The 23,207-nt window shown below is 66.4% G+C and carries 21 protein-coding genes; 5 read left to right on the forward strand and 16 right to left on the reverse strand.

What is annotated here, in order from left to right:
* Positions 1-25: 25 nt before the first annotated feature.
* The 9 genes from EPN29_04360 to EPN29_04400 all read right to left on the reverse strand — a co-directional run bounded on the left by EPN29_04360 (position 26) and on the right by EPN29_04400 (position 8,659).
* Positions 26-811: an N-acyl homoserine lactonase family protein gene (locus EPN29_04360; protein TAN33870.1), complete on the reverse strand. Its 786-nt coding sequence runs from the start codon at positions 809-811 to the stop codon at positions 26-28.
* Positions 811-1,611, reverse strand: coding sequence for an SDR family oxidoreductase (locus tag EPN29_04365; protein ID TAN33871.1), 801 nt, complete (start codon positions 1,609-1,611; stop codon positions 811-813). Before EPN29_04365 ends, EPN29_04360 begins: the two co-directional genes overlap by 1 nt.
* Positions 1,612-1,624: 13 nt before the next feature.
* A complete protein-coding gene (locus tag EPN29_04370) occupies positions 1,625-2,467 on the reverse strand; it encodes a carbohydrate ABC transporter permease (GenBank protein TAN33872.1) in 843 nt (280 codons plus the stop codon).
* Positions 2,467-3,465 carry a sugar ABC transporter permease gene (locus EPN29_04375; GenBank protein TAN33873.1) on the reverse strand — a complete coding sequence of 333 codons (999 nt, stop codon included), beginning with the start codon at positions 3,463-3,465 and terminating at the stop codon, positions 2,467-2,469. Before EPN29_04375 ends, EPN29_04370 begins: the two co-directional genes overlap by 1 nt.
* Positions 3,419-4,819: an extracellular solute-binding protein gene (locus tag EPN29_04380; protein TAN33874.1), complete on the reverse strand. Its 1,401-nt coding sequence runs from the start codon at positions 4,817-4,819 to the stop codon at positions 3,419-3,421. Before EPN29_04380 ends, EPN29_04375 begins: the two co-directional genes overlap by 47 nt.
* A gap of 18 nt (positions 4,820-4,837) precedes the next feature.
* Positions 4,838-5,932 (reverse strand): ABC transporter ATP-binding protein, encoded by a 1,095-nt coding sequence (locus EPN29_04385; protein TAN33875.1) that lies wholly within the window; start codon positions 5,930-5,932, stop codon positions 4,838-4,840.
* A 140-nt stretch (positions 5,933-6,072) separates the two neighbouring features.
* Complete coding sequence (locus tag EPN29_04390; GenBank protein TAN33876.1) at positions 6,073-7,482, reverse strand: AarF/ABC1/UbiB kinase family protein; 1,410 nt, start codon at positions 7,480-7,482, stop codon at positions 6,073-6,075.
* Positions 7,479-8,351 (reverse strand): DUF2236 domain-containing protein, encoded by an 873-nt coding sequence (locus EPN29_04395; GenBank protein ID TAN33877.1) that lies wholly within the window; start codon positions 8,349-8,351, stop codon positions 7,479-7,481. Before EPN29_04395 ends, EPN29_04390 begins: the two co-directional genes overlap by 4 nt.
* Before the next feature lie 59 nt (positions 8,352-8,410).
* Positions 8,411-8,659 carry a hypothetical protein gene (locus EPN29_04400; GenBank protein ID TAN33878.1) on the reverse strand — a complete coding sequence of 83 codons (249 nt, stop codon included), beginning with the start codon at positions 8,657-8,659 and terminating at the stop codon, positions 8,411-8,413.
* Positions 8,660-8,766: 107 nt separating this feature from the next.
* On the opposite strand from EPN29_04400, the gene EPN29_04405 reads away from it, so the two are divergent.
* The 4 genes from EPN29_04405 (at position 8,767) to EPN29_04420 (ending at position 14,861) form a co-directional block, all read left to right on the forward strand.
* Positions 8,767-9,162, forward strand: coding sequence for a response regulator transcription factor (locus EPN29_04405; protein ID TAN33879.1), 396 nt, complete (start codon positions 8,767-8,769; stop codon positions 9,160-9,162).
* A gap of 212 nt (positions 9,163-9,374) precedes the next feature.
* Entirely contained in the window at positions 9,375-10,472 is a 1,098-nt protein-coding gene (locus EPN29_04410) for a response regulator (GenBank protein TAN33880.1), read from the forward strand.
* 71 nt (positions 10,473-10,543) lie between these two features.
* Entirely contained in the window at positions 10,544-12,694 is a 2,151-nt protein-coding gene (locus EPN29_04415; protein ID TAN33881.1) for a PAS domain S-box protein, read from the forward strand.
* Between the two features lie 10 nt (positions 12,695-12,704).
* Entirely contained in the window at positions 12,705-14,861 is a 2,157-nt protein-coding gene (locus tag EPN29_04420; protein TAN33882.1) for a HAMP domain-containing histidine kinase, read from the forward strand.
* Here EPN29_04420 and EPN29_04425 read toward each other — a convergent pair.
* The 7 genes from EPN29_04425 to EPN29_04455 form a co-directional block, all read right to left on the reverse strand.
* Positions 14,858-15,295, reverse strand: coding sequence for a response regulator (locus tag EPN29_04425; GenBank protein TAN33883.1), 438 nt, complete (start codon positions 15,293-15,295; stop codon positions 14,858-14,860). The genes EPN29_04420 and EPN29_04425 overlap by 4 nt on opposite strands.
* Positions 15,292-17,319 carry a hybrid sensor histidine kinase/response regulator gene (locus EPN29_04430; GenBank protein TAN33884.1) on the reverse strand — a complete coding sequence of 676 codons (2,028 nt, stop codon included), beginning with the start codon at positions 17,317-17,319 and terminating at the stop codon, positions 15,292-15,294. Before EPN29_04430 ends, EPN29_04425 begins: the two co-directional genes overlap by 4 nt.
* Positions 17,320-17,477: 158 nt before the next feature.
* Positions 17,478-18,416, reverse strand: a complete 939-nt coding sequence (locus EPN29_04435; GenBank protein TAN33885.1) for a LysR family transcriptional regulator — start codon at positions 18,414-18,416, stop codon at positions 17,478-17,480.
* A gap of 95 nt (positions 18,417-18,511) precedes the next feature.
* Positions 18,512-19,168: a response regulator transcription factor gene (locus EPN29_04440; protein TAN33886.1), complete on the reverse strand. Its 657-nt coding sequence runs from the start codon at positions 19,166-19,168 to the stop codon at positions 18,512-18,514.
* Positions 19,165-19,890, reverse strand: coding sequence for a sensor histidine kinase (locus EPN29_04445; protein ID TAN33887.1), 726 nt, complete (start codon positions 19,888-19,890; stop codon positions 19,165-19,167). Before EPN29_04445 ends, EPN29_04440 begins: the two co-directional genes overlap by 4 nt.
* Positions 19,891-20,080: 190 nt before the next feature.
* Entirely contained in the window at positions 20,081-20,791 is a 711-nt protein-coding gene (locus tag EPN29_04450) for a response regulator transcription factor (GenBank protein TAN33888.1), read from the reverse strand.
* A gap of 102 nt (positions 20,792-20,893) precedes the next feature.
* The gene (locus tag EPN29_04455; GenBank protein ID TAN33889.1) at positions 20,894-21,283 is read right to left on the reverse strand and encodes a hypothetical protein; all 390 of its coding nucleotides are present in this window, start codon (positions 21,281-21,283) and stop codon (positions 20,894-20,896) included.
* Positions 21,284-21,523: 240 nt separating this feature from the next.
* Here EPN29_04455 and EPN29_04460 point away from each other — a divergent pair, with 240 nt between their 5' ends.
* Positions 21,524-23,200, forward strand: a complete 1,677-nt coding sequence (locus EPN29_04460) for a type II/IV secretion system protein (protein TAN33998.1) — start codon at positions 21,524-21,526, stop codon at positions 23,198-23,200.
* The last annotated feature ends 7 nt before the right edge of the window (positions 23,201-23,207 follow it).

Raw genomic sequence — 23,207 nt, forward strand, 5'->3', positions numbered from 1 at the left:
GTCTGCGCGAAGGGCTCGGAGTTGGCTACGTGCGTCCAACGCTGCCGGCCGGACCTGGGAACTCGGCCACCGGCCCGCCGTTGAACACCCTGTAGTCATGCGAGGGCAGCACCCTGGCCGCCCGGCGCCGAAGGAGGTCCATCGATTCCATCGAGTGGTCGACCTGCACGTGGAAGCCCGGAGGAACGTCCAGCTCGAGGTTCTCGTAGCACATCACGGCGTCGCCGGCGATGGCGTAGATGCCGTCCTCGGTGTCGACCAGGACGGCCTGCGAGCCGGGCGTATGGCCGGGCACGGGAAGCAGCCGGATGCCGGGCAGCAGCTCGGTCTCTCCCTCGACGAAATCGAGGTTGGGCAGCAGGAATGGCGGCGGGTACTCCCAGCCCGACAGCGGGGCGAGGAACGACTTGCGGAAGAAACGGCCGGGCGCCAGCGCGTAACGGAATTCTTCCGCCTGGGCCCAAAGACGGGCCTCCGGGAAGAGGTCGCAGTTGCCGGCGTGGTCCCAGTGGAGATGCGTGAGGATCACGTGCTCGACGTCTTTGAGATCGACACCCGCCAGGCGCAGAGCGGCCTCAGGCTCCTGCTGGGGAGAACGTTCGAACTGCTCGCCGATGAACTCGTGTGAGGTGCCACCCCGCCGGACGCTGGCGTCGACAACGATCGTGCTCTCGCCCTCGATGATCCACATCACCCGCGGGATCTTGATCGCCTTACCGAAGTTACGAAGGTAGGTGATGATCGAGTTCTCGATCACCGACGACCCCGTGTCGACGGCCTTGATGCGCCAGGTCCCAGGTCTGAGGCCCATTATTTGCTGACCTCCTGGCTGGTGGGTCCGAATTCGACGCCGGGGAGCTCGCCGGAGATGGTGAATCCGCCATCGGCCGTTATCGCCTCGCCGGTGACGTAACGGCCGTCATCGGAGGCCAGAAAGGTGAACACCCCCGCGATCCATTCCGGCCGGCCCAGCTGTCCGAGCGGGATCCGGTCTTCGAAGGCCTTCTGGATCGGCGGGGTGAACATCGGCTCGGTGAGCGGCGTGCGAATGTGGCCTGGCAGGACGCAGTTGACGGTGATCGCGTGGCGGCCCAATTCGATCGCCAGTGAGCGCGTGAAACCGATCAGTCCGGCTTTGGCGGCGGAGTAGGCCGCCTGGAGGCTGCGGCTCTGCAGCGCGAGCAGCGAGGAGGTGTGCAGTATGCGGCCGCCCCGGCCCTGACTGACCATCTGCCGAGCTGCCTCGCGCGAACCGTAGAAGGGCCCATACAGGTCGACGCGGATCATGCGGTCCCACTCCTCGTCGGACATGTCGACCACCTCGCGTTGCAGCACGGCCGCCGCATTGTTGACGAGAATGTCAAGGCCACCGAACCTGCTCACCGCCTCGGCGACCATGCGCCGGTTGGTTTCGGGGGCGGAGACGTCGCCGCCCAACGCGTGCGCCGCGCCGCCGGCGGCTCGGATCTCCCCCACCACCTTCTCCGCCGCCCCGGCGTTCTGATCGACCACGACCAGCGACGCCCCCTCCTCGGAGAAGCGCAGGCAGGTCGCGCGGCCGATGCCGGACCCTCCGCCTGTGACTATCGCGACCTTTTTCTCAAGCTTCATGTCGGGCGTCCTCCTAGCGAGATCTGATAGCTCCGAACGAAAGCCCACGGACCAGGTACCGCCGTAGGGCAAAGGCGATGACGATCACCGGCAGGGCGCCGACGCTGGCGATCGCCGCGATGTCTCCCCAGAGCACGTAGTGCGACTCCATGAGTGTCGGCAAGATGAAGGGAAGGGTCGTGACGCGGCCTCGCGAGAGCAGCACCGCGAAGGTGAATTCGTTCCAGCTGAAGATGAACGCGAAAAGTGTGGTGGCGACGAGGGCGGGCCGGACGTTGGGCAGCGCGATCTCGAAAAAGGCACGCAGCCGGCCGGCGCCGTTGACCAGAGCCGACTCCTCCAATTCCGGTGGAAGGTCCTCGAAGAAGCCCTTCATGACCCAGGTGGTGAACGGCACGGTGAAGAGCAGGTACTGCACCACGAGGGCGGCGTAGGTGTCGACGAGCCCCAGGGTGGACCAGAACAGGAACATCGGGATGCCGATGGCCACGGGCGGCATGAAGAGCACGCTCAGGATGAAGAAGGAGAGATTGCCGCCCCCTGTGCGGTAGCGGGCGAGGCTGTATGCAGCCAGCGTCCCCACGAGCATCCCGATCGCGGTGGCGCTGATCGACACCACGGCGCTGTCCATCAGCCCCTTCAGGCCGCCCTGGTCGAAGAGCGCATCCGTGTAGTTGGCCCAATAGAGGCGGGAGGGAGCAAACAGAGGCGGGTTGGTCAACCACTCGCTGGGAGGCTTGACCGAGGTCACGAGCATCCAGTAGATGGGAAACAGGAAGAAGACCAGCCCGAGCGCCAACCCGAACCGGGAGATCCACAGCGACGCGCCGGGCCGCTCCGTCGCGCCGCCCGCCATCAGCGCGCCGCCCGGAAGCTGGTCCGCACCGCGGGCCTCTCCATGTACCCCAGGATCAGCTTGGCCAGCACCAGCACCAGGACCAGGCTGACAAAGGAGAGCGCGGCGCTGTAGCCGACGGTGAAATACCTGAATCCCTGAACGTAGGTGTAGTAGGCCAGGCTCTCCGTGATCGACCCAGGACCGCCCTGGGTGAGCACGTAGATGACGTCGAAGACCTTGAAGGCCGCGATCAGGCGGAGGATGACCGCGATCGCGATCACACGCCGCAGCAGGGGCAGGATCTGGAAGCGAAAGATCTGCCAGCCGGTGGAACCGTCGACACGTGCCGCCTCGAACACCTGGGGCGGAATCGACTGCAGCCCCGCGAACAGGAGCAGCATCATGAATGGCGTCCACTCCCAGAAGTCGACGACGACAAGCGACGGCAGAGCCAGGTGTGGATCGGCCGTCCAGCCCTGGAGCGGCAGGCCAAGCTTTTGGAGGGCGTAGTTGAGCACGCCCGAGTTGTAGTTGAAGAGCTGCCGCCATTGGAAAGAGGCCACCGAGGGAGAAAGGATGCTGGGCATCAGCAGCACGGTGGCCAGGACCTGCTGAGCGCGTTTGAGCCGGTGGAGCGCCATCGCCAGCCCGATGCCGACCGCCAGCTGGACCGTCACGACCGAGAGCGCGAATACCGCCGTCACCCCGAGACTGGTCCAGAAGAGATGATCGCCCAGGATGGTGACGTAGTTCGCCACACCCGTGAACCGAGGGGCCTGGGTCGAAAGCAGGGACGAATCGGTGAGCGAAAGCCACAGCGAGTAGAGCAACGGAAAGACGCTCAGCGCGACGAGCAGCACAGTGGCGGGGGTCGCGGTCAGGAGGGCGAACAACCGCCCTCCCGACCACTTCCCGCCGGCCCGCAACCGTCGCAGCCGCAAGCGCTTGGTCGTCACCAAGATGCGGGTCTCAGTACTGGACGCCTGCGGTGTGGAACGCCTGGATCCAGTCGGCATAGGCCTTGACCTGGTTGTCCTTGCCGAGGGACGTGGTGATGCTGTCCCACTCGCCGGCGCACGCCTTGAGCGCGTCGGCCGGGCTCGAGTTGCCGGCCAGGGCCTCGTTGATCTTGAGATCGAGGATGTCCAGGTAGCGCGGCCCGCCCGTGATGGAGAGCTCCGGGTAACCGGCCTTGAGGCCGTCCTTGATGGCGTTGACGTAGCTGGTGGCCTGCGCCGCCGGCATCGTCGGCTTGCCGGTGTGGTCCTTGACCAGTGCGGGGTCGAGAACCGAGAGCCGGCAGGGATCCTCGCCGCAGTTCGGGTCGTAGTCGAACTGGACCTGAGCCTCGGACGAGTTCATGTACTGGATGACCTTGGCCGAGTTGTGCGGGTTCTGGGAGAAAGCCGAAACCGCCATCACCCGTGAGTACGGCATGTAGCTGCGCACCGGGCACGCTGCGTAAGCGTTCATGCCCACGACCTTGCTCTTGGTCGCATCCTCAGCTTTCAACGCCAGGTCGTCCCACTGGACGACCATGGCCGTCGAACCGCCGAGATAGACCTCGTTCAACTCCGGGTACCCGATCTGGAGGATGTTCGGAGGCGAGTACCGCTTCAGCTCGAGCATCATCTCCAGCGCCTTCACCCCGGCGTCGCCCGCGATCCCCGGCTTCATGTCCGCATCGAACCACTGGCCGCCGTTGGCCGCGAAGATGTTGATGAACCAGGCGTAGCAGAAGCCGCGCTGGCCGTAGAAAGCATTGCCGAACTGGGTCGGGGGGTTGTGCAGCTCCCTGGCGATGCCGAGGAAGTCATCCCACGTGGCCGGCGCCTGCTTGATGCCGGCTTTGTCGAAGAGGTCCTTCCGGTAGGCGACCTGGAGCAGGTCGCCGTCGTAGGGGGCGGCATAGAGCTTGCCGTTTCGCTTCATGCCCGGTTCGCGATATGCCGGCAGAATGTCGTCCAACTTCAGGTCCGACTCGTTGAGGAGGTCACCGAGGGGCGCCAGGAAACCCTTGGCCGCAAAGTCCCCGAGCATCTGGGGCGGGAAGACCAGGACGTCGTAGACGTTGCTGCGGGTGATCATCTCGGAGACGATCTTTTCGTACTGGCCGACGAACGGCAGTCCAACCGTCTTGGTTTGAACGCTGAACTTGGAGCCCATGGTGGCGTTGAGCCACGTGAAGGGGTTGGCGTTCTGGCCTTCATCGACCTCGACGGCTATCGTCGAGGCCTCGGCGCCACCACCGCTACCGCTCTGGCAAGCCTCGAGAAACGCGGCGAGCGAAGCGCTGCCCACAGCGATCGCGGCGCCCACCTTGGCGCTGCCGGACATGAATTGCCGGCGACTGACGGTCGGAGTTCCCATGCTGTTTCCTCCTCGGAATTAGGCGATGCGGCGGCCGATGTCGTCCTCCGCTGCGAAGAAGTGGAGCGTCTCCGGCCGCAGCTCGAGAAAGACGCGGTCCTCCATATCCAGTCGCAGCTCTGGGTCGGCCTCCACCTTGAACAGGTGCTCGCCGAGTTGGAACTCATAGATCACGCGGGAGCCTTCGGGGGCAGCCACGTAGACGGTCGCCGGCATCAGGCCGGCGGCGGGCGTCCGGTGGACTCGCACCGCGCGCGGACGGATCCCGACCAGCACATGCCGGTCGCCTCCGGCACGCAGGCTGGCAGCGGCCGCGGGGGTCACTTCCAGCGGCTGATCCAGGACCGTCACGGTCAGGTGATCTCCGGCCGCTTCGAGACGGCCGTGTAGAAGGTTCATTTGAGGTTCGCCGAGGAATCGGGCGACGAAGGTGTTGGCCGGCCGCTCGAAGACCTCCTCGGGGGTCCCCAGCTGCTGCAGGTCGCCGTCTTTCAGGACGGCGATGACGTCGGCCATCGAAAGCGCATCGAGCTGGTCGTGGGTAACCACGATGGTGGTCGTGGCAAGCATCCTCTGAAGCCGCTTGATCTCGCCCCGCATGGTGGTTCGCAGCACCGCGTCGAGTGCCGAGATGGGCTCGTCCAAGAGGTACAGCTCGGGCCGTTGGACGATGGCGCGCGCCAGCGCGGCGCGCTGCTGCTGGCCGCCCGAGGTCTGAGCAACGGCGCGGTCGAGCAGATGCTCGATGCCCAGCATGGCGGCCACCTCCTGGACGCGCCGGTTGCGCTCGTCCCGCCCGGTGCCACGCACCCGAAGGGGATACGCGATGTTGTCCCGCACCGACATGTGGGGGTAGAGCGCGTAGCCCTGGAACATCATGCCGATGCGCCGGTCGCGGGGCTCGAGACGGGTGATGTTTCGATCCCCCAGCCGGATCTCGCCCCGGTCGGGCGTCTCGAGGCCGGCGATCATTCGCATGGTCGTCGTCTTCCCGCTGCCGGATGGTCCGAGCAGGCAGAGCAAGGTTGCGTCGGCGACCTGGATGGAAAGATCTTTGACGGCCGTGATAGGCCCGAACGCACGCGACAGATGCCGCAGCTCTATCGCTGCCACTCGATCCTCGGGGATGCATTCACCATTGCGGGCGGGAAAGCTATAACACAAACTTAAACGATTCAGCAACTCCCGCCGGTTAGCGGGGGGGCGCGGGAGCTCACATGGCCGGGTGGCTTGCGCCGGTGTCGCGGAGCTGCTTATTCCGCCGGCCAGACACCGGCGCCGAGTCGCGGCGCTGCCGGCTCGCGGCGCTGCCGCTCCCAACGCGCCTCGGCCTCCCCGATCGGCGTCGAGGGCGGGGCCGATCGGAAGGGCCAGATCTCCTCGGCGATCCGGCGCCAGTTGGCGCCGGCGTTGAGGCTGCCGAGCACGGCGTAAAGACCCAGGTTGATGCGCTGCATGACCACGTAGGGTCGGGGGATGTCGGTGTACGGCGCCAGCGGGCCGCGGGCGTCGAAGAACCGCCGGACGAGGGCCGAAGCGTAAGCCGGCGTGATCGTCATCGGGGCGTCGCGCAGCACCGTCCCGTAGAAGTGCCCGAACCGGTCGACCACCACCTCCGTGGCCACAGGCGCCCCCGGCTGCAGGAAGCCGGCGCGCTCCATCGCGGCGCGAAAGCCTTCGCCGTCGCGCTCGATGACCAAAAGGCGCACCGCGTCCACGAGCGGGGCGAGGTCGGCGTCGGTGAAGCGCTTGGTGAGCCCGAAATCAAGGAAGCTGACCCGACCCCCGCCGTGAAACAGATAGTTGCCGGGATGGGGATCGCCGTTGAACGCGTGAAGGCGGTACAGACTGCGAAAAACGAAACGGTAGATCGTCTCCGCTGCCAGGTCCCGCTCGTGCTGGCCCCAGCGCATCAGCTCGTCGAAGCCCGCTCCGGACACGAGCTCGCTGGTCAGGACACGCGCCGTGCTCAGCCCGCTCACGACGTGGGGCACGTGGATGACGGGGTGGGCTTCGTAGTAGCGGGCGAAGAGCTCCTGGCTCTGGGCCTCCAGGCGGTAGTCGACCTCCTCCCGCAACCGCGCGCCCAGCTCGTCGATCAGAGACCGCGTGTCGAGGCCCGGAAAGGCCGCCGCGCCGAGGCGCCGCAGCAGGGTGGCGTTGCGCAGATCGGAGGCGATGCTGCGGGCGATTCCCGGGTACTGCACCTTGACCGCGACGGCCCGGCCGTCGCGAGTGATGGCTCGATGCACCTGCCCGATCGAGGCGGCGGCGAACGGCACGGGATCCCATCGGGCGAAGACCCGGCTCGGGGCGGCTCCCAGCTCTTCGGCGACCGCCGAGGCGGCCAGCTCGGGGCTCATCGGCGGTGCCCGGTGCTGGAGACGCGACATGGTGGTGCGGAAGGTCTCCGGCATGCCGTCGTCGACGTAGCTGGCCATCTGGCCGAGCTTCATCAAGGCGCCCTTCATCGAGCCGAGTTCCTCCGCGACCTCCTCTGCCGTGCGCAGGGCCAGGTCGTGGCGCAGCTCGCGTCGACGATCCACCGACGCGAAGATCAGCCATGGCGACCGCGCCGCGTAGCGGCCGCCGACGCGCAACGCCAGGCGGGCAAGCGCCGCGCCACGGCCCAGCCGCGACTGCGGCATGGCGCCGCCGGTCATGCGCGCATGCGGAGCTCGATGCGCCGGCGGGCCTCGAGGACGCCCGGTAGAGATTCGAACGCGAAGTCGAGCGCGCCGATCAGCTGGCGGACGGGCTCCCGCTCCAGCAGCTCGCCAGGCGGCAGGTCGAAGCCATACATGGCGCGGGCCCACGCCGGCAAGGTGCCGACCGCCACCTGCCCGAAGTCGCGCCAGAGTTCGCGAAGCTCCTCATCGAGCCCGGGTGGATCCAGGACGACGGCAATCGCATCGCGGGCCGCGGGGGCCGCCTGCAGCAGGTCCACCGATTCGATGTATCCGCGCAGCGCTGCGACGCTGTCCGGGACCATCCCGGCCGGGACGCCCACGATCTCCGCGAAGCGCACCATCTCGGCGACGTAGCGGTCCGCGCCGGCCGCATCCAGGGCACGGCCGTACCGCTGCACGACGGACAGGATCGAATCGACCAGTGCGGCGTGTATCCAGAGCAGGAGGGCCGGGTCGTCCGCGCTGTACGCACGGCCGGTCACCTCGTCCACGCCCCGCACGTGCGTGTGCACGGCGCGCACCCGAGCAGCGGCGGCCTGAGCGTCGGCGGTCGCCCCGTAGGTGACCGTGAGCAGGTAGCCGCTCGTGGCCGCCAGGCGCCCATACGGGTCGCGCCTCCAGTCGCTGTGCTGAACGACGCCGGCCATGGCCAGCGGATGGAGCGCTTGGATCATCAGCGAGCGCACGCCGGCGAGTGGAAACGTGCGGTCGCGGTGCACCCGCCACACCAGACTGCGGGGCCCGAACAGCCCGTGATCCGCCGGCCGCTCCGGGACCGAGCGCTCGAACGCGCGCGCCAGCGGTTCCAGCACGTTGAGATCACGGGCGGCCCCAGAGCCCATGCTCCTCACGATACAAGCGCCGGCGCCGAAGGCCCTTCACAGGAAAGGGCCGCCCAGGCTCAGCGCGCGAACTGCTCCCAGGCCACCTGACAGCGGACGCATCGGGTGGCGCCGGGCAGCGCGGCATGACGCTCAGCGCCGATCTCCTGGTTGCAATCCTCGCAAATGCCGGCCAGGGCGCCGGCCTGGCGCTCGAGCGGGCGGGCGACCTGATCGCGATCTTGGTCGAGAACCAGGTGGCTCCTGCCGGTCGTGGACTGCTCGCTTAAACGGGGACTGAAGTCGGTATCCGTGAATCCGTTGCTCATCTGCTTTTCAGGTTAGATCGTTTCGTTCCGGCGCCGCCGAGCGGGGCATGGGCTCGGCAGTTTCAAATCGTCGCGTCGGGTCGCGGTCGCCAAACTAGGATTGGAGGGTGGCCGGTTCACGGGGCGACGTTCTCATCGTCGAGGACACGCCCGAATCCGCTGAGCTCTTCGCGATCCTGGTCGAGAGGGAAGGCTTTCAGCCGGTGGTGTGCGGCACGGCCGCGGAGGCGCTGGCGGCGTTCGGCCGGGCCAGGCCGGTCGCCGTGATTCTGGACTGGACCCTGCCCGACGCGCCGGGGACCGAGGTCTGCCGCCAGATGCGCTCCCTGGACCAGGTGGTGCCCATCATCTTCGCCAGCGGCCGCGACGACGAGGCCAGCGTCGCCCGGGGCCTCGACGCGGGCGCGGATGACTACGTCGGCAAGCCCATCCGCGGCGGGGAGTTCATCGCCCGCCTGGAGGCGCACGTCAAGCGCACCGCAGCTTTGCGGGCGCCTCCCTAGAGCCAAGCTCGAGGACGACTTGGCGAGTCCCACATTGAGCTCGGCCGTACCCGGCCATGGGTACCGGCTGGAGCGGCACCCGCATACGGGCTGAGAGCGCGGCGCGTGGCGCCCCCCAACGCATTCTTATCGACCGATAACGGCGTTGTTAATCCAAGCGCCTCAAGAGCGTTAATTCACACTTCAGGCGGGGCATAATTGGGGGACCCGCGATGTCTACGATCTCGGTCGACTTCGCCGTGAACACTCGGCTGGCCCCGAATTCACCAGACATCCTGCTGGTGGACGACGAAGAGGCCAACCGTGTCGCCTACGACCGCACGCTCAGCGCGAGCGGCTACACCTGCGCGGAAGCGGCGAACGCCTCGGAGGCCCGGGCCATGCTCCAGCGGTCCGCCTACCTGCTGGTGATTCTGGACATCAACATGCCGGGCGAATCCGGCCTGGACCTGCTGACACACATCCGGACCGACTGGCCGGACGTGGCGGTGGTGATGGTGACGGGGGTCGACGACCCGGCCCAGGCGATGAAGGCGATCGAGATGGGCGCCTACGGCTACATGGTCAAGCCGGTGCGATCCAGCGAGCTGATGATCAATGTCGCCAACGCGCTTTTTCGGCGCAGCGTCGACGCCGAGAAGATGGCCGCGATGCAGCGGCTGGAAGCCACCGTCCGGGCGCGCACCAAAGACCTGGTCGGCGCCCTGGACGATCTGAAGCAGTCGCAAAGCGAAACGATCCTCAGGCTGGCCAAGTTGGTGGAGTTTCGCGACGAGGAGACCGGGCGTCATGTCGAGCGGATGAGCCATTACTCACGCCTCCTGGCCCGGAAACTCGGTCTGCCGGAGAGCCGCTGCGCCGTGATTCAGCTCGCCAGCCAGCTGCACGACGTCGGCAAGGTGAGCGTCCCGGACGGGATCCTGTTCAAGCCTGGAAAGCTCGCTCCCGCTGAGTTCGAGGTCATGAAGGGCCATGCCGAGGCGGGCTACCGCATGCTCGCCAACTCCGAGTCGGAGGTGATCCAGGTCGGCGCCACGATCGCTCGCACCCACCACGAGCGCTGGGACGGGAGCGGCTACCCGAGGAACCTGTCGGAGGGCGACATACCGCTCGAAGGTCGCATCGCCGCCGTCGCCGACGTTTTCGACGCTCTGACGAGCCGGCGGGGCTACAGGTCGGCGTTTCCTCCGGGCGTGGCGGTCCGCATGATCGGCGACGAGCGCGGCCGCCAGTTCGATCCACACATCGTCAACGTCTTTTTGCGAGCCATGGAAGAGGTGGAGGTCCTGAGGCAGAGATACGAGGACTGAGCAGGCCGCGCCGCGGGACGGTCCGGTCGGCGTGAGCCCGATGACGGCGAGCCGCCGGAGGGACGCGGGACATGGTTCGTAGCCAGGCCCTGGAGACTCGGTGGCCGCCCCCAAGCTGGAGGGCTTTCGGCGTCGCGGCTCCCCTCGCCGCCGTGGCCGCGGTCGCGTTCGTGCTCTGGCTCGTCTTTCGGATTGGCGGCGACACCACCACGATCGCGGTCGACGACATCGGAGAGGCGGTCGCCGCGCTCGTCGCTGCGCTCGCCTGCGGACTCGCCGCCAGGCGGTCCGCCGGACGGCTCCGCCTGGCGTGGACCCTACTCGCGGCGTCAGCGGCCAGCTGGGGCGCGGGCGAGGTCGTCTGGTCTGTGAACGAAGTCGGTCTGGGCGTCGCTCTGCCCTATCCCTCGGTCGCCGATGCCGGCTTCCTGGCCGCCGTGCCGATCGCCGTCGCCGGCGTGCTGGCGTTCTCCACCGCGCCCAGAGGGACGTCGACCAGCTGGAGGGTCTGGCTGGACGGGACCATCATCGCCGTGTCGTTGCTCTTCGTCGGCTGGGCGCTCGGCCTCAACCAGGTCTATGCCGACACGGAGGATCCATTCGTCGAGCGCGTCATCGACCTCGCGTATCCGGTTGGGGACATCCTCATCGGGACGGTTCTGATTCTGGCCATCCGCCGGGCCAGCAATCAGCAGCAGGGCCGCATGCTGCTGCTGCTGGGGGGCCTGGCGGCCAACTCTCTGGCCGACAGCGCGTTCGCGTACCTGACCGCCACCGGGAACTATGGCGCGATCGGAAGCGTCCTCGACGCGGGTTGGGTGATCGGCTACCTGATGATCGCCCTGGCCGCGCTGTGGCCTTCCGGCAGGGTTGACGTCACCGAGAGGGCCCCCATCGACCTCTGGCAGCTCGCGCTGCCCTGGATGGCGGTCCTCGCCGCGGGCCTCTCCGCGATGATCATGGCCCTGAGCGGCCGTCCCTTCGATGCATTTCTCAGCGTGCTCGCCGGCATCCTGGCGGTCGTGCTGATGATCAGCCAGGTCCTGGCGCACAAGGATTCGCTCTCGATGCTCATCAAGAGCCGGCTGTCCGAGTCAACGCTCGCCGAGGTCATCAGCCACGCCCCTGTCGGCGTGGTTCGGGTCGGCCCCGATATGCGGATCATCGGCGCCAACCCGCGCTTTGGGGCCTTTCTGGGTAACGCCGGCGCCGCCCAGGCAGGCGTGTCCCTGGCGGATCACTTCTCTGGCGACGAGGCCGCCGCCGTGAAGGCGAAGTTCCAATCGCTGTCCAGTGGCGCCGAGGAGGCCGTGGAGGGGGACAGCGAAGCCGTGAGGCAAGATGGGACCAGGGTCTGGCTGCACTGGAGCGCGACCGCGGTCCGCAAGGCCGGTGGCGGGACCGACTACTTCATCGCGATGTTCGACGACACCACGGCCAGGCACAGGGCGGAGGCTGCGGCCGCTGCCAACCTCACCACTCTCGAGCGGCTCAACCAGGTCAAGACCGAATTCCTGGAAACCACCAGGCACGAGTTCCGCTCCGCCCTGGTCGGCATCCAGGGATTCAGCGAGTTGATCCGCGACGTCGAGCATCTGAACGTCGATGAGGTCAAGGAATTCGCCGCCGACATCTATACGGGGGCGCGCGATCTCGACCAGATGATCAACGAGATGCTCGAGCTGGATCGCGCTGAAACGAGCGGCGCGATCCTTCACATCGGACCGATGGACCTCAACGCTGCCGTAGGTGAGGTGGTCGCCAGGATTCGCACCGCCGTGGAAAGACCGATCATCGACATCGATCTCGACCCCAACTTGCCGGCGGTGTTGGGCGACGCGGAGAAGGTCAGCGAGGTGCTGCAAACTTTGCTGGGCAACGCGATCAAGTACTCGCCCGAGGGCGAGCGAATCCTGATCTCGAGCCGGCTCAAGGACCGTGAAGCGCTGGTCACCGTCAAGGATCAGGGCATGGGACCGCGGGCCGACTTCGACAACCGCCTGTTCGGACAAGACGACCTCTACGCGAACAGCCCGATCCGCAAGGTTGTCGGTACGGGCCTGGGCCTGGCGATCGCGCGCCAGGTCGTCGAGCTGCACGGCGGCAGGATCTGGGTCGATCGGAACGACGGTGTGGGTTCGGATTTCCACTTCACCCTGCCGGTTCATTCGCCCAGCGTCAAGGTCGAGACGCCGCTGGGCGCCGGCGGGAGGGTCGGGTAGGGCGGCGCTGGTGGCTGCCGGCGCATCGCAACACCGTTGGGGCACGTTCGCCCCGGAGGCGGCGGCATGCGCGCTCGCCGCCCTCGCCTTCGCGACCTGGATGATCTTCGCATTCGGTGGCGAGTTCGTCACCACCGCGGTCGACGATATCGGCGAGGCGGTACCTCCACTGCTGGCGGTGGTGACCTGTGGGCTCGCCGCCCGGCGGCTGTCGGGGCGGCATCGCATCGCCTGGGGCTTGATCGCCGCCTCAGCGTTGAGCTGGGGCCTCGGTGAGGTCGTCTGGTCGATCTACGAAGTCGGGTTTGGAATCGTGCTGCCGTTTCCGTCCCCCGCCGACGCCGGCTTCCTGCTCGCGATACCGCTGGAGATCGCCGCGGTCGGCGCCTTCCTCACCTCAACCACGCGGGTGACCACCCGCGGCCGCGCCGCCGCCGACGGCGCCACCATCGCCCTATCGGTCCTGTTCATCGCCTGGGCTTCCGTCTATCAGGGCTCGCGATTGACGCCGACGGCTGACGCGCTCACCCTGGCCTACCCCGCCGGGGATATCGTCACCGCCACCCTGTTGATCCTGGCGGTGCTCCGGACCCCGCGCATCAATCGGGGCACGTTCCTCCTGCTGCTCGGTGGATTCGCCGCGTTCCTGACCGCCGACGGCGCCTTTGCCTACCTGAATGCGACCGGGGCTTACAGACTGACCAACCTTGTCGACACCGGCTGGGTCCTCGGCTACCTGCTGATCGCGCTGGCTCCGTTATCGCCCGTCCGCTCGAGCGCGCCGGTCCAGGAGGAGGGCGCCATCGCGGCCTGGCAGATGGTGGTGACTTGGGCCTGCCTGGCGGCGGTCGGCGTGACCGCCATCGTCTTGACCGCGCGCGGCCAACCCCCAGATGTCCCCCTTGCCGTCATCGGGACCGCCGTGGGCGTCTCCCTGCTCGCGGGCCAGACGATCTGGTATCTGGACTCGAGTGCGTTGCTGCGCCAGACCAAGCACGCGGAGTCCGTCCTGCGGGAACGAACCACGCTGCTCAATCAGGTCATCAGCCACGCGCCCATCGGCATTGCGCGGGCCAGCACGGCCTTCAAGATCATCGACGCCAACCGAGGGCTGGGATCCCTTCTCCATGAGGCGCCGGAGTCGATCATCGGGTCCGCGATCGCCCGCTACGTGGCTCGGGAAGAGCAGCTGCAAGTGTTCGCCCAGCTGCGGGCTCTGATGACCGGCGAGGCCGAGACGGTCGAAGCGGAGCCCAACCTGGTGCGCCATGACGGCAGCCGCGTGTGGACGCATCTGATCGCGGCCGCTGTCAAGAAGCCGAGCGGCGAAACGGACTACTTCCTGGCCATGCTCCTGGACGTTGACGACAGGCACCGGGCCGACCAGGCGGCGATGGCCAACCTGGAAGGCCTGGAACGCCTCAACCGGCTGAAGAGCGAGTTCGTCTCCATGGTCAGCCACGAGATGCGGACCGCCCTCACCGGCATCCAGGGGTTCAGCGAGGTCATGCGAGACCAGGCTGTCACCACGGATGAGGTGAAGGAGATCGCCGGCGACATCAACACCGACGCCGAGAGATTGAACCGCATGATCACCGAGATGCTGGACCTCGATCGCCTGGAGTCCGGCCGCACAACCCTTCGCCTCGACGCCGTCAACCTCAACCAGACAATTCTGCAAGCCGTCCAGCGCGGCGCCGTCCTGAGCTCCATGCACCGAATCAACACCGAGCTCGAGGCCGAGCTACCGCTGGTCACCGGCGACGAGGACAGGCTGTTCGAGGTCCTCACCAACCTCTTGAGCAATGCCGTGAAGTACTCGCCTGGAGGTGAGATTCTCGTCACGAGCCAAGTCCACGAAGACCGCGTCCGGGTCAGCGTTCGAGACCACGGCCGGGGGATCCCGGCCGACTTCATCGGCCGGCTGTTCAGCCGCTACGAGCGTTACGAGGGCGACTCGAAGTCGAAAGTGATCGGCACCGGTTTGGGCCTGGCCATCTGCCGGCAGGTGATCGAGATGCACAAGGGCCGGATCTGGGCGGTGAGCACCGTCGGGGAGGGCTCGGAATTCCACTTCGAGATTCCCACGCGGAAGGCCGAGGCAAGCCGCGGGCGAGATCTCGAGCGGCCTGCCCACAGGAGGAAGTCCGAAAGGCTGACGGCTTAGGGCCCCTTGCCCAGACGGCGCTGCAGGGTCTCGTGTGCGTTGGCGAGCTCAGCGTAGAGCTGGCGCGTCCGAAGCAGGTTGCGGGCTCGCAGCAACACCTCCATCCGGTCGAGCGGCTTGGTGAGGAAGTCGTTCGCGCCGAGGACCAGGGCGCTGTCGCGGGCCGTCTTGCCGGTGTCGCCGGTGAGCACGATCACCGGCAGGAAGCCGAGGCGGCTGCGCCGCGCCCGCAGGCGGCGCAGGAGCTCAAAGCCATCGGGGTCCGGCATGTGCAGGTCGAGCAGGACTAGGTCGGGCTCGAACTCTTCAAACGCGCGTTCCGCCTGCTTCGAGTCGCTGAGCCCGCGGATTTGCGTGGCCTCCTTCGCCAGGAACCTCTCGAGGGTGACGACGTCATCAGGATTGTCATCGATGATCAGTACCCGAGCGCTCACTCTCGGGCCTCCAGCACCTGCCGGACCCTCGCCAGCAAGGCCGGCTCGGTGAAAGGCTTCTCGAGCAACACCACCCCGGGTTCCAGAGTGCCTGAGGCGCCGAACGCGGGCTGCGCATAACCGGACATGAAGAGAACGCGGATGCCGGGCCGCAAGGCGACGATACGTTCCGCAAGCTCCTTGCCCTGCATGAAAGGCATGACGACATCGGTCAATACGAGATCGATGTCGCCGGCGTGGCGCCGAACGGCTTCCAGGGCCTCACGGCCGTTGGGGGCGACCATGACCTGGTATCCGTTGCGGGTGAGTATTCGCTCCACCACCTCGCGGACATCGTCGGCATCCTCCACCACAAGGATGGTTCCGCCGGCGGCCGTGCCCTCCGCCGGGCCGGCCTGCGGCGGTGGCGGAGGGACTTGGTTCGTGGCCGGAAGAAGAGTGATCACCCGCGTTCCGATGCCCGGCTCCGAATTGATGGCCACATGCCCGCCGGCCTGGGTCACGATCCCGTACAGGTTCGAGAGTCCGAGGCCGGCGCTTTCGCCCTTCGGCTTGGTCGTGAAGAAAGGCTCGAATGCACGGCGCAATGTCTCGGCGTCCATCCCGGTGCCGGAATCGCTGACCCCGAGCCGGACGTAGCGGCCCGGCTTGAGTCCGGGCCGGCCCGCCGCATACGTCTCGTCCACCACCGTGTTCTGGGTATCGACCGTGAGCCTTCCCCCCTGGCCCATGGCATCTCGCGCATTGACGGCCAGGTTGGTCAACACCTGCTCGAGCTGGCCCGGGTCGATCAGGACCGGCCACAGATCCGTGCCCAAATTCGTCACGAACTCGACGTGCTCGCCCAGCGTGCGTCGCAAAAGCGGTTCCAGCTCGCTCACCACGGAATTGATGTTGAGCGCGCGGGGCTGAACGACGTCTCGGCGAGCAAAGGCAAGCAGCTGGTGCGTCAGACGAGCGGCGCTCTGGCCCGCGCGTTCAATGCGTTCAACGTCTTTCAAGACCGGTTGCCAGCGCTCTCCATCCGCCTGGTGGGCCTCCGCCTCGACTTTTTCTTTGACGAAGAGGGCGAAATTGAGAATCACACCCAGAAGGTTGTTGAAGTCGTGGGCCACACCGCCCGCCAGCTGCCCCACGGCGTCGAGACGCTGCGATTGCCTGAGCAGCTCTTCAAGGCGCCGCTTCTCGGTCACGTCCTGTGCCATCACGAGTCGAGCCGCGCGGTTGTTGAACGTGACGGCGTGGGAGATGACCTCGACCTCGATTTTCGTGCCGTCCTTGGCGAGATGCACCCACGGGCCGGACCGGCGCAGAGCGTCGGTCCTTGACATGGTCGCCTCGGGGGCGGGTAGCGAGTCAGGCGCGATCACCCTCTCGAGGCTCATCCCCTGGAACTCGGCTCGCGAGTACCCGTAACGCCGCACCGCCGCTTCGTTGGCCTCGACGAACAACAAGGTCTCCTCGTCGTAGACCCACATCGGCTCAGGGTGGTTGTCGAACAGAAGCCTGTAGTTGTGCTCCGCAAGGCGCAGCTCCTCGCGCGCGGCCTCCAGCTTTTGCACCTCTTCGTATAACTTCGCCGACAGCAGCCGCAGGTGCTCGGTGTAGAAGTTTTGGGCCTGGACCTTGGCCCCATTCACAGGCGGCGCTTCCTGACCCACGGCGAGGGCGTCCTTGACGGCATCGAGGAACGCCTGCGGCTCCGTGGGCTTGATCAGGACGTGGCGTACACCCATGGAGCCCGCGACTCGACGCACTTCGCCGTCCAGGAAATGCGCGGTCTGCAGCACGATCGGTGTCGCTGCCACAGAGGCATCGCGGCGGATGGCGTCGACCAGCTCGTAGCCGTCCAGCGAAGGCAGTATCAAATCGCTGATCAAAAGGTGAGGTCTTTCCTTGCGCACGAGCTCCAGGGCGACCTGGCCGTCGCCGGCGAGCACGACGCGGTGGCCCGCTTGCTCCAGCAGAACGGCCATCAGGCGGCGGTCGGCTTCGTTGTCATCAACGACGATGACCGTGGCCATTCAGCCTCCGGCGCACCGTCCACGATCTGCGCGAACACGGCCGGTCAGGGACTCCATCTGCTGGTTGACTGTACTCGGCGTTAAGTGCTGTCGGGCCCCCGCGCCGGGCCCGTGGCCAAGTTTTATTTAATGGGCCGATTAAGGCAACTTATCGCTGCTCAAGTGATCAGCTCCCCGTCCGCCCGCGCGTCCTCGCGCAGGCCCACCTCGTCGACCACCTGGAGAAGCCTGGCCAGCGCCGGCGACGGGTCGTCCTGGCGGCAGACCACACCCAATTCGAAAAGGGGCGCCGGGGCAAGCCGCCGGTAGAGGATGCCCGGGGTGCCGACATTTGAGGCGTAATTTCGGGAGGTCAGGGTGATCGCGGACCCGGACCGGAGCACCAGCTCAACGGCCTGGTCGCCGGGCTCGTAGGCGACGACTTTGGGCTGAGTCGCCGTGTTGCGGGTGAACCACGACCTGAGGCTGGCGGCCAGCCCCGGGTTCAAACGGGGGGGAAACAGAATCAGTTCCTCTCCGCGGAGGTCGCCGGCGGGTATCGGGTCGAGTCCCGCGAGCCGGTGCCCGACAGGCAACACCGCGACCATCTCGCCGCGGCCCACCGGCCGGTAGGCGATCCCATCTGGGAAGTCGCCCGCGGTGGCGATGAAGGCCAGGTCCAGCTCGCCGTCCACGACCCGCTCGATGTTCAAGCGCGAGTAGGCGAACGAGGTTTCAAGCTCCACATGCGGATGGCGACGCCGGAACTCCGTGACGATCGTGGCGGGAATCGCCACGTCGATGTGCGCCACGTAAGCGATGCGCAGCTTCCCCGCTCCGGTGGCCGCCCTCGTCTTCACGTCCCGAACCGCTTCATCCGCGATCTGGACCAGGCGTCTGGCGTAGGGCAGGAGGAACTCGCCGGTCGCGGTCAGCTGGACGTCTCTGGCGCTGCGCACCAGCAGCTCCGCACCCACCTCGCGCTCCAGGGCCTGGATCCTCTGCGAGACGGCCGGTTGGGTCATGTTCAGCCTGGTCGCGGCCCGGCCGAAGTGCCCCTCCTTGGCGACCATCAAGAAGGTCCTCAGCTGGCGGAGCTCCAGGCTGGATCCGTCCACGGGCTAAACCCAGCGTTAGCGTACCGCTTTGCGGTCGGCACGAATGAGTTAAGTGGATTTGTTTTGCCGCCGCGGCCCCGCGTCGCGGCTGCGTTCTAGACCTCGACCAGCCCCTTCTTGACGGCGTAGAGCACGGCCTGGGACCGGTCGGAGATGCCGAGCTTCTCGTACGTGTTGCTGACGTGGTTGCGAACCGTCTTCTCGCTGATCTTGAGGCGGTAGGCGATCTGCTTGTTGGCCATGCCGTTGGCGAGTAGCTTAAGGATCTCGATCTCGCGGTTGGTCAGGCCGTCGTAGAACTCTTTGGGAGTGGTCGTGCCGGTCAGCATCTCGAGCACCCGGTTGGCGACGGCGCTCGCCATCACGCGCTCGCCCGACATGACCGCAACGATGCTGCTGATGATCGCCGCCGCCGATGAGTCTTTGAGCACATATCCACTCGCGCCGGCCTTCAGCGCCTGGATGACCTGGCTGTCGGTTTCGAACGTGGTCAGGACCAGGACCCTGACTCCGGGCACCGTCTCAATGATCTGCCGGGTCGCCTCGATCCCGTCGACGTTGGGCATCTTGACGTCCATGAGGACGACGTCGGGCTTGAGCTTGGCCGCCTGCTTGACCGCATCCGCACCGTCGACCGCCTGGCCCACGACCTCCACCCGCTCGTCTTCGGCGAGAAGGCTGGTGAGACCGGTCCGGAACAGTGTCTGATCGTCAACGACGAGCACGCGCGCGGCCGTGGCGCTGACCGTCATGCGGAGGCGACCATGAAGTGTCCCGAGCCCGACGAACCCTGGGGAATGATCTGTCCTTTCGGAAACACGGCGTGCACCGTCGTCCCGCCCCCGGCGTCGCTGTCAATCTGCAGCCGGCCGCCCAAAAACAGCGCTCGCTCTTTCATGCCGACCGTCCCCAGGCCCACCGGCCGGGACAGGTCGGTGTCAAGGCCGCGGCCGTCGTCGCCCACGACCAGGGCCAGCTCGTTGTCCGAATGCGGCTCGAGCACGATGTGCACGGTTCGCGCGCCACTGTGCATCCGCACATTGGCGAGAGCCTCTTCGACGATGCGGTAGAGATTCAGGGAGGCGGGCGGTGTCAGGGTCTCAGGCCAGCCCGGCTTGACATCGAGCTCGGCGGTGATCCGAGTCTTGGATTCGAACCGCTCGATCAATGCGGCCAGCGCGTCGACAAAGCTGTCCCCGACCTGGTCCTCGCCCCTGAGATCATGAAGCAGCTGTCGAAGGCTTGCCAGGACCTGCCGCGTCGAGTTCTGGACCATGTCCAGCTCTCGCAGCACGTCTTCCCATTCGACCTGCACCGACCTGAAGTTCTCCACGTCGACGAGCATTCCAGTCAGCGTCTGGGCGACTCGGTCGTGCAGCTCGCGGGCCACCAAACGCCTGACGTCCTGCTCGATGATCGCCTTTCGACTCGAAGTCTTCGACCGGCGATGGGCCGTCAAATACGGCGTGGCCATCTCTCATGCTCTCCTACCACGTGTAGACCGAACCATGAATCCGGTTTGTTAAAGCGGAGTCCGGCGGGGACTTCCGCCGCTCAATAGGACGCGCTGGGATATTGCCCCTGAGGCTAACGACCCAATCGCAACTGGTCAATGGGCAGAAATGACCATTTCCGTTAATTAAGAGGAAATGATCCTCACCCAATTAACGCAGCGACCCGCCGACCCCGAACGGGCGACCCGACGTTTCCGCGTTGACCACCGCCACCGCCTGAGCCCGGGTGCGGACATCCAGCTTTTTGAGGACCTGCTGGACGTGCTTGTTGACGGTCGTTAGCGAAACCCCCAGCCGCGCCGCGATTTCTTTGTTGGTGCGCCCCCTGCGCAGCTCGGCCAGCACCTCCCGCTCTCGCCTGGTCAATCCGCGTCGCGAAGAGATCAGCGTGCCGTTGGCGTCCTGCCTTGATCCAAGCATGTTGGTGAAAGCCAACGTGCCCAAGTTGGGTGATGCCAGGCCGCGAATCACAGCCACCATGTCGGCGACCGCAAGATCCTTGGGGAGGTAGCCGCTCGCGCCGGCAGCCCGTACAGCCGTCGCCACCTCCCCGTCGACCGAAGCCGAAATCACGATCACCTTGACCGAGTCATACCTTGCCCTCACCGCCTTGGTGGCCGCCAGGGCGTCCTGGTCGGGGCCCAGGTTGAGGTCCATCAGGATGACGTCCACTGGACAGGCTTCGAGCATCTGGAGCAGCTCGGTTGCCGAGCCCAATTCCCACAGCACGGTCAGGTCGTATTCGCGCTCGAACGTGCGCATCAGTCCCAGTCGGAAGACTGGATGATCGTCGACGATACCGAGACGGATCAGCCTCCGGTTCATCGCGGGCCCCAACCTCCGGGTACCGAGTCGCAACATACACCCGAATCGCGCTCAGAGGCGCGTCCGCAAATCGCATCCTTGCTTCACCTGGAATCGACCAACGCATCGTGATCCCGGATGGATTCGCGAGCCCCGGTCTTACCTTTGCTTGGAGCTCGGTACGACCTCGTCCAGAGACGACTTCAGCCGATACAACGCCTCGGCCGGCAGGGGCGCCTCTTCGAGCCAGGCAAAGAAGGCGTCGGCGATCCGCCGCCACACGGCTATCTGGCGGGCCATGCAATTGTTCCAGTAAGACTTGGACCAGGCGGCGGCGGCGAGCCAACCGGAGATGAGGCAGCACAAGGCTCCCGTCCCGACCTGCAGCCAGCCGGACCAGCTGTCGGGCTTCAGTCCGGTCAGGATCATGACGCCGAGACCGAGGTTGGCCAGCACTCCAAGCGGTATGAAAACGCCGTAGAAGAGTCGCTCCGAACGCTTGCGGGACGTGGGCGGCAAGCGGCCCGCGGGCCGCCCTGGGCGTGCCATCGCACCGAGAGTGACACGCGGCGAGACGTTTACAAATGAGACGAATGTCCCACCGGTGGGATGCCCATCACTTGAGGTGAAACGGGCCTCAGGATTCGGGCCCGGGCGAGACCGGGACAAACGACCCAGGTGGTCGGGTAACTCCCATTACCAAGCGCGCCCGTGCCGACGAAGATCTTTGCCGTGGCCACGAATACCGGCACCGGCATCGCGGACCGCCCCGGCAAGGCCCCTTCAGAGATGCGCCTCGGGCAGCTCCTGCTCGAGGAAGGCCTCATCGACGAGCAGCAGCTCGCGCGCGCCCTCGATGCGCAGAGGGCGGTGCCGGCACCCTTGGGAAGCGTGCTGGTCAACCAGGGCGCCATTCCCGAAGACCGGCTGACCGCGGTCCTCAGCGATCACCTCAACGTGCCCATCGTTGACCTCAAGAACGGTGAGGTCGACCAGGAGCTTGCCCGGCTCGTGCCACACGACTTCGCACGCCGCAATCATGTGCTGCCGGTGCGCCGCGACAACGGCCATATCGCGGTCGCCATGAGCGACCCGGGCAACCTCCTCCTGCTCAACGATCTCCGGCTCCTCACCGGCTATCCCGTCGCCCCCTACATCGCCGGGCGGTCGGACATCCTGGCCAACCTCACCCGTGTTCACAGCATGCATCCACGCCTCAACGAGGCCGCGCGGACGCTTGAAGAGTCGCGACCACAACTTGACGTCGATCGCGTGATGACGCTCGAGCTCGGCAACGTCACGTCTGCCTCACCGGCGGTCGAGATCGTCAACCTCCTGATCACTCAGGGCCTGCGCGACCGAGCGTCGGACATCCACATCGAGCCCCAGAAGGACTACCTGCGAATCAGGTTCCGGATCGACGGAGTCCTCCAGGACATGGCCCACCTGCCGAGCGCCACCGGGGCGGCGCTCGCATCCAGGGTCAAGATCATGGCCGGCATGAACATCGTCGAGCGCCGGCGCGCCCAGGACGGACAGATCAGCGTCAACGTGGACGGCAGGGAGCTCGACGTGAGAGTCGCCACCATCGAGACGGTTTGGGGCGAGAAGCTGGTGATGCGGTTGCTCGACCGAGGGCGCTCCCTGATCGCGCTTCCCCAACTCGGCTTCTCACAGCAGGCATACGCGGAGTACCACCGGATGCTCCATTCGCCTTACGGGATGATGATCGTCTCCGGGCCCACCGGCAGCGGCAAGACCACGACGCTGTACGCCTCGATACACGAGCTCGACCAGCAGGTCCGAAACATCATGACCATCGAGGACCCGGTCGAGTACATGTTCGACAACATCAATCAGAGCCAGATCAACAAGCTGGCGGACATCAGCTTTGCCAACGGCCTGAGAGCCATCCTCCGCCAGGATCCCGACATCATCCTGGTGGGTGAGATTCGCGACCGGGAGACCGCCGAGATCGCGGTTCAATCCGCGCTGACCGGCCACCTCGTGCTGTCATCGCTTCACGCCACCGACGCGGTCGGCGCCCTGCTGCGATTCACCGACATGGGGATCGAGGGCTTCCTCATCGCATCCTCGGTGATCGCCATCGTCGCGCAGCGCCTGGTGCGCAAGATCTGCGATGGCTGCAGGGTCGCTTATCCGGCGACCAGAGAGGAGCTGGAGTTCGCCGCGTCTGCCGGACTTGCGGCACGCGACACGCTGTATCGCGGTCAGGGTTGCGGTCGTTGCAATGGCACCGGCTACTACGACCGGATCGGGGTCTTCGAGGTGCTCTCCATGTCCGATGAGCTCAAGCGTCTGGTGATGGCCAAGGCAAGCCACAAGGAGATCTTCGAGGCCGCGATCGCCGGCGGCATGGTCCCGCTCCGCGCTGACGCCTGGATGAAAGTCGCCGGTGGAGTGACGACCCTGTCGGAAGTCCTGCGCAGCGTTTACATCATCTAGACGGAGG

Source organism: bacterium, from assembly GCA_004299235.1.
Lineage (GTDB): Bacteria > Chloroflexota > Dormibacteria > Dormibacterales > Dormibacteraceae > SCQL01.

Bases quoted from the DNA above. Each gene is read 5' to 3' on its own strand.
- EPN29_04360 (TAN33870.1), bottom strand. From the start codon at position 811: ATGGGCCTCAGACCTGGGACCTGGCGCATCAAGGCCGTCGACACGGGG.
- EPN29_04365 (TAN33871.1), bottom strand. From the start codon at position 1,611: ATGAAGCTTGAGAAAAAGGTCGCGATAGTCACAGGCGGAGGGTCCGGC.
- EPN29_04370 (TAN33872.1), bottom strand. From the start codon at position 2,467: ATGGCGGGCGGCGCGACGGAGCGGCCCGGCGCGTCGCTGTGGATCTCC.
- EPN29_04375 (TAN33873.1), bottom strand. From the start codon at position 3,465: ATGCCGACTGGATCCAGGCGTTCCACACCGCAGGCGTCCAGTACTGAG.
- EPN29_04380 (TAN33874.1), bottom strand. From the start codon at position 4,819: ATGGGAACTCCGACCGTCAGTCGCCGGCAATTCATGTCCGGCAGCGCC.
- EPN29_04390 (TAN33876.1), bottom strand. From the start codon at position 7,482: ATGACCGGCGGCGCCATGCCGCAGTCGCGGCTGGGCCGTGGCGCGGCG.
- EPN29_04395 (TAN33877.1), bottom strand. From the start codon at position 8,351: ATGGGCTCTGGGGCCGCCCGTGATCTCAACGTGCTGGAACCGCTGGCG.
- EPN29_04400 (TAN33878.1), bottom strand. From the start codon at position 8,659: ATGAGCAACGGATTCACGGATACCGACTTCAGTCCCCGTTTAAGCGAG.
- EPN29_04410 (TAN33880.1), top strand. From the start codon at position 9,375: ATGTCTACGATCTCGGTCGACTTCGCCGTGAACACTCGGCTGGCCCCG.
- EPN29_04415 (TAN33881.1), top strand. From the start codon at position 10,544: ATGGTTCGTAGCCAGGCCCTGGAGACTCGGTGGCCGCCCCCAAGCTGG.
- EPN29_04430 (TAN33884.1), bottom strand. From the start codon at position 17,319: ATGGCCACGGTCATCGTCGTTGATGACAACGAAGCCGACCGCCGCCTG.
- EPN29_04440 (TAN33886.1), bottom strand. From the start codon at position 19,168: ATGACGGTCAGCGCCACGGCCGCGCGCGTGCTCGTCGTTGACGATCAG.
- EPN29_04445 (TAN33887.1), bottom strand. From the start codon at position 19,890: ATGGCCACGCCGTATTTGACGGCCCATCGCCGGTCGAAGACTTCGAGT.
- EPN29_04450 (TAN33888.1), bottom strand. From the start codon at position 20,791: ATGTTGCGACTCGGTACCCGGAGGTTGGGGCCCGCGATGAACCGGAGG.
- EPN29_04455 (TAN33889.1), bottom strand. From the start codon at position 21,283: ATGGCACGCCCAGGGCGGCCCGCGGGCCGCTTGCCGCCCACGTCCCGC.
- EPN29_04460 (TAN33998.1), top strand. From the start codon at position 21,524: ATGCGCCTCGGGCAGCTCCTGCTCGAGGAAGGCCTCATCGACGAGCAG.